The organism is Ruegeria sp. BHSA123 (assembly GCF_059613425.1).
Genome location: NZ_JBXWSL010000005.1, coordinates 24,270 through 39,230 on the forward strand (window position 1 = coordinate 24,270; position 14,961 = coordinate 39,230).

Annotated in this window: 15 protein-coding genes; 10 read left to right on the forward strand and 5 right to left on the reverse strand. The window is 57.5% G+C overall.

Annotated features, from left to right (window positions below; translation table 11 throughout):
- Positions 1-134: 134 nt before the first annotated feature.
- From sucC to lpdA, 9 genes are all read left to right on the forward strand, one after another.
- Positions 135-1,328 carry an ADP-forming succinate--CoA ligase subunit beta gene (gene sucC, locus AC2FNC_RS03915; RefSeq protein ID WP_267363198.1) on the forward strand — a complete coding sequence of 398 codons (1,194 nt, stop codon included), beginning with the start codon at positions 135-137 and terminating at the stop codon, positions 1,326-1,328.
- A gap of 97 nt (positions 1,329-1,425) precedes the next feature.
- Positions 1,426-2,253: a glycosyltransferase family 25 protein gene (locus AC2FNC_RS03920; RefSeq protein ID WP_496714668.1), complete on the forward strand. Its 828-nt coding sequence runs from the start codon at positions 1,426-1,428 to the stop codon at positions 2,251-2,253.
- 13 nt (positions 2,254-2,266) lie between these two features.
- Entirely contained in the window at positions 2,267-3,148 is an 882-nt protein-coding gene (gene sucD, locus AC2FNC_RS03925) for a succinate--CoA ligase subunit alpha (protein WP_209506539.1), read from the forward strand.
- Positions 3,148-3,888 (forward strand): hypothetical protein, encoded by a 741-nt coding sequence (locus tag AC2FNC_RS03930; protein ID WP_480554212.1) that lies wholly within the window; start codon positions 3,148-3,150, stop codon positions 3,886-3,888. The genes sucD and AC2FNC_RS03930 overlap by 1 nt, the downstream gene beginning before the upstream one ends.
- The gene (locus AC2FNC_RS03935) at positions 3,885-4,427 is read left to right on the forward strand and encodes a DUF805 domain-containing protein (RefSeq protein WP_480554213.1); all 543 of its coding nucleotides are present in this window, start codon (positions 3,885-3,887) and stop codon (positions 4,425-4,427) included. The genes AC2FNC_RS03930 and AC2FNC_RS03935 overlap by 4 nt, the downstream gene beginning before the upstream one ends.
- The gene (locus AC2FNC_RS03940) at positions 4,424-7,381 is read left to right on the forward strand and encodes a 2-oxoglutarate dehydrogenase E1 component (protein WP_480475078.1); all 2,958 of its coding nucleotides are present in this window, start codon (positions 4,424-4,426) and stop codon (positions 7,379-7,381) included. The genes AC2FNC_RS03935 and AC2FNC_RS03940 overlap by 4 nt, the downstream gene beginning before the upstream one ends.
- 3 nt (positions 7,382-7,384) lie before the next feature.
- Positions 7,385-8,884 (forward strand): 2-oxoglutarate dehydrogenase complex dihydrolipoyllysine-residue succinyltransferase, encoded by a 1,500-nt coding sequence (gene odhB / locus AC2FNC_RS03945; RefSeq protein WP_480518439.1) that lies wholly within the window; start codon positions 7,385-7,387, stop codon positions 8,882-8,884.
- Positions 8,885-8,886: 2 nt separating this feature from the next.
- A complete protein-coding gene (locus AC2FNC_RS03950; RefSeq protein WP_480483134.1) occupies positions 8,887-9,156 on the forward strand; it encodes a hypothetical protein in 270 nt (89 codons plus the stop codon).
- A gap of 72 nt (positions 9,157-9,228) precedes the next feature.
- A complete protein-coding gene (lpdA, locus tag AC2FNC_RS03955) occupies positions 9,229-10,617 on the forward strand; it encodes a dihydrolipoyl dehydrogenase (RefSeq protein WP_480554216.1) in 1,389 nt (462 codons plus the stop codon).
- Positions 10,618-10,638: 21 nt separating this feature from the next.
- Here the strand turns inward: lpdA and AC2FNC_RS03960 are convergent, their stop codons facing one another.
- Positions 10,639-11,217 (reverse strand): TetR/AcrR family transcriptional regulator, encoded by a 579-nt coding sequence (locus tag AC2FNC_RS03960; RefSeq protein WP_480475070.1) that lies wholly within the window; start codon positions 11,215-11,217, stop codon positions 10,639-10,641.
- A 102-nt stretch (positions 11,218-11,319) separates the two neighbouring features.
- Between AC2FNC_RS03960 and AC2FNC_RS03965 the strand changes: the two genes are divergently transcribed.
- Complete coding sequence (locus tag AC2FNC_RS03965) at positions 11,320-11,913, forward strand: NAD(P)H-dependent oxidoreductase (RefSeq protein ID WP_480518435.1); 594 nt, start codon at positions 11,320-11,322, stop codon at positions 11,911-11,913.
- A gap of 19 nt (positions 11,914-11,932) precedes the next feature.
- On the opposite strand, the gene AC2FNC_RS03970 is transcribed toward AC2FNC_RS03965, so the two are convergent.
- Genes AC2FNC_RS03970 through AC2FNC_RS03985 form a run of 4 tightly spaced genes read right to left on the reverse strand, consistent with a single transcriptional unit; the run spans position 11,933 to position 14,838 of the window.
- On the reverse strand, positions 11,933-12,538 hold the full coding sequence (locus AC2FNC_RS03970) for a pyridoxamine 5'-phosphate oxidase family protein (protein WP_480475066.1): 606 nt from the start codon (positions 12,536-12,538) through the stop codon (positions 11,933-11,935).
- Complete coding sequence (locus AC2FNC_RS03975) at positions 12,525-13,265, reverse strand: lysophospholipid acyltransferase family protein (protein ID WP_480475065.1); 741 nt, start codon at positions 13,263-13,265, stop codon at positions 12,525-12,527. Before AC2FNC_RS03975 ends, AC2FNC_RS03970 begins: the two co-directional genes overlap by 14 nt.
- A complete protein-coding gene (locus AC2FNC_RS03980; RefSeq protein WP_480518429.1) occupies positions 13,265-14,164 on the reverse strand; it encodes a cell division protein FtsX in 900 nt (299 codons plus the stop codon). The genes AC2FNC_RS03975 and AC2FNC_RS03980 overlap by 1 nt, the downstream gene beginning before the upstream one ends.
- A complete protein-coding gene (locus tag AC2FNC_RS03985) occupies positions 14,161-14,838 on the reverse strand; it encodes a cell division ATP-binding protein FtsE (protein WP_480476894.1) in 678 nt (225 codons plus the stop codon). Before AC2FNC_RS03985 ends, AC2FNC_RS03980 begins: the two co-directional genes overlap by 4 nt.
- Positions 14,839-14,961: the final 123 nt, after the last annotated feature.

Here is a 14,961-nt window from a genome sequence, read left to right on the forward strand (position 1 = left end):
ATCACACCCTAAAAACCCGTGATCACAAATGTTGAAAATCTTCGACAATTTCCCGTCTCAGGTCAAAAAACCCTTTAAATTTGCCCGCTAGACACGCCTATAACGGTTAAACGCAGTCAGACGGGACAATTTCGATGAACATTCACGAATATCAGGCCAAGGCTCTTCTTCGCAGCTACGGCGCTCCGGTCTCCGATGGTCGCGCCGTGCTGCGCGCCGAGGAAGCCAAAACCGCAGCCGGTGAACTGGATGGGCCGCTTTGGGTCGTCAAGGCGCAGATACACGCGGGCGGCCGCGGCAAAGGATCCTTCAAAGAGGCCGATGCAGGTGAAAAGGGCGGTGTCCGTCTGACGAAGTCGGTCGAAGAAGCGGCCGAAGAAGCCAAGAAGATGCTGGGTCGCACTCTGGTCACCCATCAGACGGGTCCGGCAGGCAAGCAGGTCAATCGCATCTATATCGAAGCCGGTTCCGGCATCGAGCGTGAACTGTACCTGGCCCTGCTGGTAGATCGTCAGACCAGCCGTATCTCGTTTGTCTGCTCGACGGAAGGCGGTATGGACATCGAAGAGGTTGCTGCCGCGACGCCCGAGAAAATCCTGTCCTTCTCGGTTGACCCGGCCACCGGTTACCAACCCTACCACGGCCGCCGCATTGCGTTTTCGCTGGGTTTGGAGGGCGCGCAGGTCAAGCAATGTGTCAGGCTTATGGGCATCCTCTACAAGGCCTTCGTCGAGAAGGATATGGAGATGCTGGAGATTAACCCACTGATCGTATCCGACAGTGGCGACCTGAAAGTGCTGGATGCCAAGGTTGGCTTTGACGGCAATGCGGTCTACCGCCACCCGGATATCGCCGAACTGCGCGACACGACCGAGGAAGATCCCAAGGAACTGGAAGCCAGCAAATACGACCTGAACTACATCGCACTGGATGGTGAGATCGGCTGCATGGTGAACGGTGCCGGTCTGGCGATGGCTACGATGGACATCATCAAACTGTATGGTGCCGAACCTGCCAACTTCCTCGACGTGGGTGGCGGTGCAACCAAAGAGAAGGTGACCGAGGCGTTCAAGATCATCACCTCGGACCCGCAGGTCAAAGGCATTCTGGTCAATATCTTCGGCGGCATCATGCGCTGTGACGTCATCGCCGAGGGCGTGGTGGCTGCGGTGAAAGAGGTCGGTCTGCAGGTTCCGCTTGTCGTGCGACTGGAAGGCACCAATGTCGAGAAAGGCAAAGAAATCATCAACAACTCGGGTCTGGACGTGATCGCGGCGGACAACCTGAAAGACGGTGCCGAGAAGATCGTCAAGGCGGTTAAGGGGTAAGCAAGTTGCTGTGGAGTGGGCTACAGGCCGACCCCACGGCAACTACAATCCAACTTTATCCATTTCACGCGGGAAATCGAAAGAAACAATCGATCTGATGTCCATCCCCATCTTCCTCATAGGTCTTGAACGCGCCACCGGGCGGGCGCGTTTGATGGCACAGGAGCTGCAAAAGGCAGGCCTGTCGGCGACGCGCGTCAACGCTGTTGATTGCGACGCCGCCACCCGTGAGGATTTTCTGCGTGAATGCCGGTCCGAGGGACCTTGGGGTTATTTCCATACCAAGGACATGGCCTGCACCCTAAGCCATGCCAGGGCGTGGGAGGCCGTTGTCGCCTCCGGTGCGGAACAGGCCTTGATACTTGAGGATGATGTTTTCCTGTCGCCAGAACTGGCGGATTGGTTGAACGATGCGTCCTGGTGGCCAGAGGATGCCGATATCGTGCGGTTCGAACGCTGGCGCAGTACAAAGTTTTACCTCGCTCTTGGGCGCAAGCGTGTGTCTCATCTGGGTCGGGAACTGTGCCTGATGCGCTCGCGCCACCCTGGCGGTGCCGCATATGCGTTGACCCGAAAAGCAGCAGAACATTTTCTGGCGCAAAAGCCCTATGACATCGCGCTGGATGGCCTGTTGTTCAACCCGTCAGCCTCGCCCGCGGCGCGTCGGGTCAATGTCTATCAGGTGATCCCTGCCATGGTCGAGCAAGGCAACGATTCGCCGGACGAAATCCAGATGGGTGCCCCCCGCGCACGCCCTACGGGCTGGCCGCTGGTCCGACAAAAAATCAGGCGCGGTATCGCCGAAATCAGCAGCGGCCTGCGCACGATGGCCGATCTGGCCCTTGGTCGCGCCACGCTTCAGAAAATCACCTATGCGCCGCAGGTTCTTCCAGCGGCTGAACCCTATCAATCCCACACCGCCTAGAGAAAGGGACAAAATGGCAGTCCTCATCGATGAAAACACCAAAGTGATCTGTCAGGGCTTTACCGGCTCGCAAGGTACATTCCACAGCGAACAGGCTATTGCCTATGGCACCAAGATGGTCGGCGGCGTGACCCCCGGCAAAGGCGGGATGGAGCATCTGGGCCTTCCCGTGTTCAACTCGGTCCACGAGGCCAAGCACGTGACCGAAGCCAACGCATCGGTGATCTACGTACCGCCCCCATTCGCGGCGGATTCGATCCTCGAAGCGATTGATGCCGAGATGGAAGTGATTGTCTGCATCACCGAAGGTATCCCGGTTCTGGACATGATGAAGGTGAAACGCGCGCTGGAAGGCAGCAAGTCGCGCCTGATTGGCCCGAACTGCCCCGGTGTCATCACGCCTGACGCCTGCAAGATCGGCATCATGCCCGGCCATATTCACAAACGCGGCAGCGTGGGTGTCGTTTCCCGCTCGGGTACGCTTACTTATGAAGCCGTGAAACAGACAACGGACGTAGGACTGGGCCAGTCCACCTGTGTGGGCATTGGCGGCGACCCGATCAAAGGGACTGAGCATATCGACGTGCTGGAATGGTTCCTGGCAGATGACGAGACCACGTCGATCATCATGATTGGCGAGATCGGCGGCTCGGCCGAGGAAGAGGCCGCACAGTTCCTGGCCGATGAGGCCAAGAAAGGCCGCAAAAAGCCGGTTGCAGGATTCATCGCAGGCCGCACAGCCCCTCCGGGCCGCCGCATGGGCCACGCAGGTGCCATCGTCGCCGGTGGCAAAGGCGGTGCCGAGGACAAGATCGAAGCCATGCGCTCGGCCGGTATCGTCGTGGCCGAAAGCCCGGCGCAGCTGGGTGAAGCTGTGCTGGAAGCGATTGGGTAATGGTCAGCGACCGAGTGTTTGTTCTTCGGGCAGTGCTCGGTTTGAAGGCGGGCGATTATCGCCTGCCTTTTGATGCGGCTTGGAGGCAGTTGAAGTTGGTGCGTCGAGTTAGTGCAGTGATCATTGCTTTGCTTGCGATCACCGCTCAAACAAAAGCTCAAGCAGCTATGGAAGACGCGCTTGGCGTCCAGATTGCCAAACTCTGCCGGGAACTTGTTCAAGCGTCCGAACCAATCGCCGAAGGTCTGGCGGACAATGGATTTGTTCTGGCTGAAGGCGACGCATTAGACGCCATCGCCCGCCACATGAGCTATAGAAGAAGGCTGGAACGTGCTGCTGGCTCCACCTATGTCCCCGATCCTGAGAGTTTCCCGGCGGAGTTGGAAAAAGCAAGGGCAACGCTGGATAACTTAAACAAGATTTCATTTATCAGCGTTCTCATTCACCCTGACCATCCAAATTACTTCCTAAACGCTCAAGAAAAAGGAACACGGTCCTGTGGTTTCACCTATGTAGGTGACTTTACGGGCTGGCCGGAGCGACTTGGGTTCACAAGCGATAACTCTATATCGTTTGAAGAACGGTTCGCTTCGGGTCAGGACTTATCAGTCAAAATCTTGCACGGCCCAAAAGACAAAGCGTCAGATTTAGGAACTTTAGTTGTGCTTGGTCCGAGCCTTAGCGCAGGCTCAAATTTTGGCGGTTCGGATTTTGCGATCCGTTGGTCGGTGAGCCCATGACCTTCTCTGACTCCATCCGCACCTGCTTCTCCAAGTTCTTCACCTTCTCGGGCCGTGCCTCGCGGCCCGAATACTGGTTCTTTTTCCTGTTCATCGTGATCTGGAACATCATTGCCGGGATCATCGACTGGCAGTTCTTCACGCAGGTTGCGGTGACGGAAACAGAAACCTCGAAATCCGTATCGGCCACGTCCTCGCAACCGGTGCAGGGCATCGTCAGCCTGATCGTCTTCTTTCCCCATCTGGCCGTCGCTTTCCGGCGGATGCACGATACCGGGCGCAGCGGGCTGTATGCTCTGCTGCCGATCCTGTTGATCCTTGGCGCCGGAGCTGTGCTCGTTTTTGGTATCGGCTTGGCCTCTCATTTCCAGCATGGTGGCAGGCTGGATATTCTGTTCACACGCGCCACGTTGCTCATCGTTCTTCCGACACTACTGGTACTGGTGGTGTCGCCCCTCCTGGTTCTATGGTGGCTGACACGCCCCAGCCAGCCAGGCACCAATCAATACGGTCCCAACCCAACAGAGGTAGCCCTATGACCGAACATTCGCCCAATTCCGCCTTTCATGCCTCAAGCTTCATGCAGGGGCATAATGCCGAATATCTGGAGCAGCTTTATGCGCAATATACAAAGAACCCCGGTGCGGTGGATGCCGCATGGGGCGCGTTCTTTGATGCCATGGGCGATGATGCCCCCGATGTTCAACGCGAAGCCGAAGGCCCGTCCTGGGCGCGCACCGACTGGCCGCCGATGCCAGCAGACGACCTGACTGGTGCGCTGACTGGTGAATGGGCCGAGATTGACGCTAAAGCGGCGGGCAAGAAGATCAAGGACAAGGCGGCTGAAAAAGGGGCTGAGGTCAGCGACGACCAGATCAAACGCGCCGTGCTGGACAGTTTGCGAGCACTGATGCTGATCCGGGCCTATCGCATCCGGGGCCATCTGGCCGCGGATCTGGACCCGCTGGGCATGCGCGCTGCCAGCACCCATCCTGAGCTGGACCCGAAGACTTACGGTTTCACCGATGCCGACATGGATCGCCCGATCTTTATCGACAACGTGCTGGGATTACAGGTCGCTTCGATGCGGCAGATCGTTGAGATCGTGAAACGCACATATTGCGGCACCTTTGCGCTGCAATACATGCATATCTCGAACCCGGAAGAGGCCGCGTGGCTGAAGGAGCGGATCGAGGGCTATGGCAAGGAAATCGCGTTCACCAAGGAAGGCCGCAAGGCGATCCTGAACAAGATGGTCGAGGCCGAGGGCTTTGAGAAGTTCCTGCACGTCAAGTACATGGGCACCAAGCGCTTCGGTCTGGACGGTGGCGAGGCGCTAATCCCGGCGATGGAACAGATCATCAAGCGCGGTGGCGCGCTTGGCCTCAGTGACATCGTCATCGGGATGCCGCACCGGGGTCGCCTGAACATTCTGGCCAACGTGATGGGCAAGCCTTATCGCGCGATTTTCAACGAATTCCAGGGCGGTAGCTTCAAGCCAGAGGACGTGGACGGCTCTGGCGATGTGAAATATCACCTCGGCGCCTCCAGCGATCGCGAATTCGATGGCAACAGTGTGCATCTGTCATTGACCGCCAACCCCTCTCACCTTGAGGCGGTAAACCCGGTAGTTCTGGGTAAGGTTCGCGCCAAGCAAGACCAACTGGGCGACACGGACCGTACCAGGGTCATGGCGATATTGCTGCACGGTGACGCGGCCTTTGCCGGTCAGGGTGTTGTGGCCGAGGGCTTTGGCCTGTCCGGCCTGAAAGGGCACAGAACCGGCGGCACCATGCACATCGTGGTCAACAACCAGATCGGGTTCACTACCGCGCCGCATTTCAGCCGCTCGAGCCCCTATCCCACCGATATCGCGCTGATGGTCGAGGCCCCGATCTTCCATGTGAACGGCGACGACCCCGAGGCGGTAGTTCACGCCGCGAAGGTGGCGACCGAGTTCCGCCAGAAGTTCCATAAAGACGTGGTTCTGGACATCTTCTGCTATCGCCGGTTTGGCCATAACGAGGGCGACGAGCCCATGTTCACCAACCCGATCATGTACAAGAAGATCAAAACCCATAAGACAACGCTTTCCTTGTATACCGAGCGACTGGTCAAGGACGGGCTGATCCCCGAGGGTGAGATCGAAGATATGAAGGCCGCCTTTCAGGCCCATCTGAACGACGAATTCGAGGCCGGGAAGGACTATAAACCCAACAAGGCCGACTGGCTGGATGGGCGCTGGTCGCATCTGGACAGGAACAAGGATGATTATGTCCGGGGTGAAACAGCGATCTCGGCAGAGACACTGGCGGAAATCGGAGCCGCGCTGACCAAGGCTCCTGACGATTTCGCAATGCACAAAACCGTTGAGCGGTTGCTGGAACATAAGAAACAAATGTTCGAGACCGGTGCAGGCTTCGACTGGGCCACGGGCGAGGCACTGGCGTTTGGCTCGTTGCTGACCGAGGGATACCCCGTGCGTCTGGCCGGACAGGATGCAACACGGGGCACGTTCAGCCAGCGACACTCTGGGTTTGTTCATCAGGAAACCGAAGAACGGTATTACCCGCTTAACAACATCCGTGCCGGGCAATCCCAATACGATGTCATTGATTCGATGCTGTCGGAATACGCGGTGCTGGGTTTCGAATACGGCTATTCGCTGGCAGAACCGAACGCTCTGGTTCTGTGGGAGGCGCAGTTCGGCGACTTTGCCAACGGTGCGCAGATCATGTTCGATCAGTTCATCAGCTCGGGTGAAAGCAAGTGGCTGCGGATGTCCGGTCTGGTCACACTGCTGCCGCATGGCTTTGAAGGGCAAGGCCCAGAACACTCGTCAGCGCGTTTGGAACGGTTCCTGCAAATGTGCGGTCAGGACAACTGGATCGTGGCGAATTGTACGACACCCGCGAACTATTTCCACATCCTGCGCCGTCAGTTGCACCGGACCTTCCGGAAACCACTGATCCTAGTGACGCCGAAGTCGCTGTTGCGTCACAAGCTGGCCGTCAGCACGGCGGATGACTTCACCACAGGCTCCAGCTTCCACCGGGTGCTGTGGGATGACGCGCAAAAAGGCAACTCTGACACCAAGCTGGTGGCCGATGACAAGATCAAGCGCGTCGTCATGTGTTCCGGCAAGGTCTATTTCGACCTGTTGGAGGAACGCGATGCGCGTGGCATCGACGACATCTACCTGATGCGGATCGAACAATTCTATCCGTTCCCGGCACATTCACTGATCAACGAACTCGAACGGTTCAAGAATGCCGAGATGGTCTGGTGTCAGGAAGAGCCCAAGAACCAAGGTGCGTGGACCTTTATTGAACCCAACATTGAATGGGTCCTGTCCCGTATCGATGCAAAACACACGCGCCCGACCTATGCCGGTCGCGCCACATCGGCCTCGCCCGCAACGGGGCTGGCCAGCCAACACAAAGCCCAACAAGAAGCGCTGGTAAACGAAGCGCTGAGCATTGAAGGAAAGTAAGCGATGACGATTGAAGTTCGTGTTCCCACGCTTGGCGAATCGGTCACCGAAGCCACAGTTGCAACCTGGTTCAAAAAGCCCGGTGATGCGGTCGCCATGGATGAGATGCTGTGTGAGCTGGAGACAGACAAGGTCACCGTCGAGGTTCCTTCACCCGCAGCGGGTGTAATGGGTGAAATCGTGGCAGCCGAAGGCGAAACCGTCGGTGTTGATGCCTTGCTGGCAACGATTGCGGCTGGAGAAGGCGCAGCGCCAGCTGCAGCTCCGGCAGCGGCACCTGCCGCATCGGCCGGGTCGGTTGACGTGATGGTGCCGACACTTGGTGAATCTGTGACAGAAGCAACCGTTTCGACCTGGTTCAAAAAGGTTGGCGACAACGTCGCGCAGGACGAGATGCTGTGCGAATTGGAAACCGATAAAGTCTCGGTTGAAGTTCCCGCACCGACTTCGGGTGTTCTTGCAGAAATCGTTGCTCCAGAAGGTTCGACCGTGGATGCGGCTGCCAAGCTGGCTGTCATCTCCGGAGCAGCCGCTGGTGCAACAGCCGCGCCGGCCCAGGCAGCGGCGGCTGCGCCCGCAGCAACCAGCACAGGAAAAGACATCGCAAACGCGCCGTCAGCCCAGAAGGCAATGGCCGAAGCCGGACTGTCAGCTGATCAGGTCACCGGAACAGGCCGCGACGGTCGCATCATGAAGGAGGACGTGGCCAAAGCCGTTGCAGCAGTTTCGGCCCCGGCACCTGTGGCGGCTGCCCCCACCCCTGTGGCCCAAGCCCCGCGCGCCCCTGTGGCTGCCGAGGACGAGGCACGCGAAGAACGCGTGCGGATGACCCGCCTGCGTCAGACAATCGCCAAGCGTCTGAAAGATGCACAGAACACAGCCGCGATCCTGACCACCTACAACGAGGTGGACATGACCGAGGTCATGGCCCTGCGCAATCAGTACAAGGACCAGTTCGAGAAGAAGCACGGCGTAAGGCTGGGCTTTATGTCTTTCTTCACCAAGGCCTGCTGCCATGCCCTGAAAGAAGTGCCCGAGGTCAATGCCGAGATTGACGGAACCGACATCGTCTACAAGAACTTCGTGCATATGGGTGTCGCCGCCGGGACGCCGCAGGGTCTGGTCGTGCCAGTCATCCGTGATGCCGACAGCATGTCCTTTGCCGCGATCGAAAAAGCGATCGCCGAAAAAGGCAAGCGCGCCCGTGACGGCAAGCTGAGCATGGCTGAGATGCAAGGTGGCACCTTCACCATCTCGAATGGTGGTGTCTATGGCTCGCTGATGTCCTCGCCGATCCTGAACCCCCCGCAGTCGGGTATTCTGGGCATGCACAAGATCCAGGACCGTCCGATGGTCATCAATGGTGAGATCAAGATCCGCCCGATGATGTATCTGGCCCTGTCCTATGACCACCGGATCGTCGATGGCAAAGGTGCCGTGACCTTCCTCGTCCGTGTGAAAGAGGCGCTGGAAGACCCGCGCCGCCTGCTGATGGACCTGTAAGCATGGCAACGCATGTCCTCTGGCAGGCCGATGTGGCCGATTTCAATGCTTGGCTGAAAGTGTTCCGCGAGGACAAACCGATGCGCAAGGCCGCGGGTATCCGCGACCTTCATGTCTGGCGCGACCCCGACCAAAAGGACCACGCCATCGCGATGTTCGAGGTTACAAACCTGGACAAGGCCAAAGCCTTCTTTGGTTCCGAAGAATTGGCGATGCATCACGAGCGGGGCGGAATTGCCCATATCTCGATCAAGCTGCTGGAACCTGTTTGACAAAGACTATTTCCGACCCGCCAAATCGGGTCGGGGAAGCGCCGGATCGTCCGGTCGATTTAGGAGAATGTAATGGCAAATTATGACGTCATCGTAATCGGCGCCGGACCCGGCGGCTATGTCTGCGCGATCCGCTGCGCTCAACTGGGTTTGAAAACCGCCGTGGTCGAAGGGCGCGAAACACTGGGTGGCACTTGCCTGAACGTGGGCTGCATTCCCTCTAAGGCGCTGCTACATGCCAGCCATCAGCTGCACGAGGCCGAGCATAACTTTGCCAAGATGGGCCTGAAGGGCAAAGCGCCTTCGGTCGATTGGAAGCAGATGCAGGCCTACAAGGACGAAGTCATCGACGGCAACACCAAGGGCATCGAATTCCTGTTCAAAAAGAACAAGATCGACTGGCTGAAAGGTTGGGGATCAATCCCTGCCGAAGGTCAGGTAAAAGTGGGTGATGAAGTCCACGTGACCAAGAACATTATCATCGCATCCGGGTCGGAACCATCTTCCCTGCCCGGTGTTGAAGTTGATGAGAAAGTTGTCGTGACCTCGACCGGTGCTTTGTCACTGAACAAGATCCCGAAGAAAATGGTTGTGATCGGCGCGGGTGTGATCGGTCTGGAGCTGGGATCGGTTTACAGCCGCCTGGGCGCTGAAGTTACCGTGATCGAGTTCCTCAAGGAGATCACGCCGGGCATGGACCCAGAGGTGCAAAAAACCTTCCAGCGCATTCTCAAGAAACAGGGCCTGACATTTGTCATGGGCGCGGCGGTGCAGAAAACCGAAGCGACCAAGACCAAGGCCAAAGTTACTTACAAGCTGCTCAAAGACGACAGTGAACATGTGATCGACGCCGACACTGTGCTGGTTGCCACAGGCCGCAAACCCTATTCGGATGGTCTGGGACTGGACGCTCTGGGCATCGAGATGACACCGCGTGGTCAGATCAAGGTTGGTGCCGACTGGCAGACCAACGTGCCGGGCATCTATGCAATTGGCGACGTGACCGAAGGCCCGATGCTGGCGCACAAGGCCGAAGACGAAGGCATGGCCGCAGCCGAGCAGGTTGCAGGCAAGCACGGTCATGTCAACTATGGCGTGATTCCGGGCGTGATCTACACCTGGCCCGAAGTCGCCAATGTCGGTGAAACCGAAGCGACGCTCAAAGAACAGGGTCGTGCCTATAAGGTCGGCAAGTTCATGTTTATGGGCAATGGGCGTGCCAAGGCGAATTTTGCGGCAGACGGGTTCGTCAAGATTCTGGCCGACAAGGAAACCGATCGCATCCTGGGTGCCCATATCATCGGCCCCGGCGCGGGCGATCTGATCCACGAAGTTTGTGTGGCAATGGAATTCGGTGCTTCTGCCGAGGATCTGGCGCTCACCTGCCACGCGCATCCGACGTATTCAGAAGCGGTGCGCGAGGCTGCCCTGGCCTGCGGAGACGGCCCGATCCACAGCTAACACCCCTGACCCCGGCGGCGATCAGCTTGCCGGGGTCAGCCATGCATCCAGATATGTTTCCAGTCTGTCTGTGAACGTTGTCGCTGAATGCAGCGCGCAATATTGTAAGGACATGGCCTGAATGGCAAAGGCCTGCACGCCTTCTGCCAACAGCTCAGATGGTACATCCTTGCGCACCTCTGCGGTTTCAAGCCACATCATCACGACCCGAAAATATCGTTCAAAACAATAGGCAATCGGCCCAATATCTGCGATAGCCGTTGCCCCCGAGTATCTGATCAACAGATCGAACACGTACCGTTCGGACGTCATGAATTCGTGGACCGGTTCCAGCGAAGCGATGATCTCTGGTACCGTTTTGGGTGGAGTTCCGGATTGGGCCAGATCCAGACACGCATTCAGCTTGTCCGCTATCAAGATTTCCATCAGCGCGTCCTTGTCGCGGAAATGCGCAAAGAAGGTCCCCTTGGCAACACCCGCGGCCTTTACAACTTCATCCACCCGCAAAGCTTCATATCCGCCGTGTCGGATAACCTCTTCCGCAGCTGAGAGAAGCTTGGCGCGGGTCTTGATGGTACGTTTCTGGATCGTTTTTTGCATAACGCCCAATCGCACATTTTTTGACCGTGGTCAAATTTTATATTGACCGTGGTCATTTTTTGATTCTATAAACTGACCACGGTCATTTTCAGGAGAACTACAATGCACCCCAAGAAAATCCTCATCCTCGATGGACATCCTGCAGAAAGCAGCTTGTCACGCACATTCGCAGAAACCTATGGCGAGGCAGCCCGCAAAAACGGACATGACGTCCGGATAGTCCATCTGAGCGACCTACAGTTCGATTTTGATTTCGGTCAGGGCAACTATCACGACTTCAAGCCGCTTGAACCGGTTCTGGAACACGTGTTGCAGGACTTCGAATGGAGCGATCATTTGGTCCTGACCACACCTATGTGGTGGGGCGGGCTGCCTGCAAAACTCAAAGGATTGATTGACCGGATGTTCATACCTGGACGGACATTCGACACCCGCAACACGACGATGGCCGGCCTGCCAGCCCCGATGCTGACCGGACGCACCGCGCGCGTTATCCTGACCTCAGATACGCCCGGCTGGTTCATGCGTCTGATGTACAGGCAAGCGCTTATTCGGCAGGTTCGCGGCCAGATCCTCGGGTTTGTTGGCTTCAAACCAACGCGGTTTACGTACTTTTCAGGCGCAAGCTATCCCAAACCGGGCAGCGTTGATCGCTGGATCAAAAAGGTGTCCAGAATCGGAGCCGCCGCAGCTTGACTGAACAGCCGTCCGTTACCTACCACATTGTTTTGGCGGCGCGTGCAGCCCAGTCTTTGTCATATTGCGCGCCGCCCTCTTCACCTTCTGACGCCTCGGACAGAAGCTGCCCAATCGTCGGAAGGTCCTTGCTTTCGTCGCCACAAGTCCAAGTTCGGGCGCGTATCAGTGCACGCGCGCACTGGCTGTAAATTTCATCAATCTGCACAACGATAACCGTCGCCGGAACCTTGCCAGCCTTTTCGAACTGGTTGCGCAATGCCGCGTCTGCGGTCAATCGGGCCGTTCCGTTCACCCGAACGACATTGTCAGAGCCCGGCACAAAGAACATCAGCGAAACGCGCGGGTCCCGAACGATGTTACGCAAGCTGTCCAGGCGGTTGTTTCCCCGCCAGTCAGGCAGCGCCAATGTTTTTTGGTTCAATTCGCGCACAACAGCACCATCGTCCCCGCGTGGGCTTCCGTCTACCCCCTCGGGACCAACTGTACTGAGAATGCAAAGACGCGAGGCTTCAATCCACTTGCGATAGAGCGGAGTTAAGTGTCGAACGACCTTTCGTAACGAAGCAGCACCTGGCGTTCCGTACAACGCCTCGAGAGCTTCTACTTTTTCAATGAATTCCATCAGGATCAAACCCCACTTCGCGCATCAACTCGTTCGAGCGTGTTTCAATCACTTTCTCCAACCGCGCGAGGAACTCATCGCGGGCAACACCCGGTTTGATCGGCTCCAGAAAATCTACAATAGCAAGGCCGGGTTTACGCAAAACGCCTGTGCGGGGCCAGAACACGCCAGCATTCGTCGCAACCGGAACGCACGGAAAACCAAGGCCTTCATACAGAATCGCCGTACCAACCTTGTAGGGTTTCTTTGCGCCCGGCGCCACACGCGTGCCCTGCGGATAGATCACCAGCTGTCCGGGTTCAGAAAACTCTTTTGAGACGTCCTTGACCATTTTTGCCACAGCCGCACCGCGCTTGCCTCGATTGACCGGGATACAGCCAAGGCGTCGCGCATACATGCCAATAACGGGTGTGAACAACAGCTCGCGCTTCATGATAAACTTGCCGTGCGGAATGGCGTCGAAAATCATGATGATATCAAGAAACGACTGATGTTTGGCCCCGATGACCACTTCATTCGTCGGGGCATTGCCCCGCACCTCGCAGCGAATACCAACCATCCACCGGGCCAGCCACATGGTGCTTTTGGCGTAGGTTTTACACGCTTTCAGCGCACCGTTTTTAGAAAACAGAGCATAAGGCAGAAACGCGATGCCAAGGATCAGCATCCAGGCATAGATTACAATCATGAAGATGAGGGAACGAACCCACTGAATTGCCATCAACATCAGGAAAGCTCCTTCAACTTGCGTCGGGCTGCGGCCCATGTGGCAACAAAGGCAACGGCTGCCCCAAGGACGGGGATAAGAACCGGCAACACCCAGTCTTTACCCTGAAATCCAACTCCGGTCAGAAATCCGCCCGCGTCCGAAGCTTCGGGCAAAAGCAAGACACCAGTCATTCCCAGCAGGGTCCCAACCGAGGCGCCGAAAAACGCGCGATAGGTAAACCGCCGCACAAAAGCACCTGCGATGAAACCATCCTGCGCGCCAACCAATCGCAGAACTTCGATAATCTGCGCATTGGCCGCAAGTGAGGCGTTGGCTGCAAGGGTAATCATCGCAGCGGTCGCACCGCCAATCAGCAGGATTGATATCCACCCCAGACGACGCAGGGACATCGCAGCATCGACCAGCGGTTCGCGCCATCGCGTATGATCATCCAGAACCGCGCCGGGTACCTCGGCCCCCAATCGCAATCGCAGCCCGAGCGCATCCAGACCGGGTTCGCCCTCGATGATCTCGATCAGCTGTGGGATTGGCAAAGTATCCAACGGCAGGTCCGGCCCGAACCAAGGTGACAGCAACGCGGCTTGTTCATCTGCGCTAAGCGCACGGGCAGACGCGACACCGGGTGTCTGGCTGAGGACGGTCAATGCCGCTTCTGTTTGGGCAGCAAGCTGCTCGGCCGGTGCATTGATGCGTAAGGTTGCGGCGCCTGCCAGTTCCGAAGCCCACCGATCCGCGATGCGGCCAGAGGCGAGGGACAAAGCCAAAGCGAAAACAGCAAGAAATGCCATGGCACCAGCGACAAACAGGGTCAGGTGGGCAGTGTAGCCGGTTGGCGGAACAACGCGGTCAGCACGGGTATCGCCGCGCAGCAGGTTTCGGATATCAGCCCCAGTCACAGGTCTGCCCCCGCCAGATGCAGCTTTCGCTGCGAAATCCGCAAAACACGCGCCTGAACATGGCTTTTTGCAGCTCGGATCAGGCTCAGGTCATGGGTGGCAATCAGAACGGTCTTTCCCATGCGGTTCAGTTCAACCAGAAGGTGCAACAAACGTTGCGACATCTCCCAATCGATATTGCCCGTGGGTTCATCCGCCAATATGACATCGGGCGACAGGATGACGGCACGCGCCAGAGCTGCTCGTTGACGTTCACCGCCGGATAATTCCGGTGGCCGTGCTTCGAGACGTGCACCAAGCCCCACCCAGCTAAGCAGTTCGGTCAGATTGTCTTGCCCGGACGATTCCCCGCGCCCGGACACCATCAGTGGCAAGGCGACATTTTCAGCAAGCGTCATATGGTCAAGAAACTGGCAATCCTGATGCACAACGCCGACACGGCGGCGCAGCACGGCCAGCTGATCCCGATCAAGGGTCGAGACGTCCTGATCAAACACGCTAAGACGCCCTGAGGTCGGCAACAGCGCCCCGTAACACAACTTGAGCAATGTCGTCTTGCCCGCCCCCGACGGCCCGGTCAGAAAATGGAACGACCCTGGCTGTAATTGAACCGAGACATCGCTCAGCAACTCGCCGCCACCGTAGGTATAGCTGACATTTTCCAGCTCGATCACACGTGCCCCCAATATTTTGCCGCTCTTCTTGCCCGAGCAGGGCGACGGTTTCAATGGCTCTACCGAGTCCAATTGGTGACACTTGACCTATGAAACCGAAAACGCCCTTTGCTGTTGGGTCTT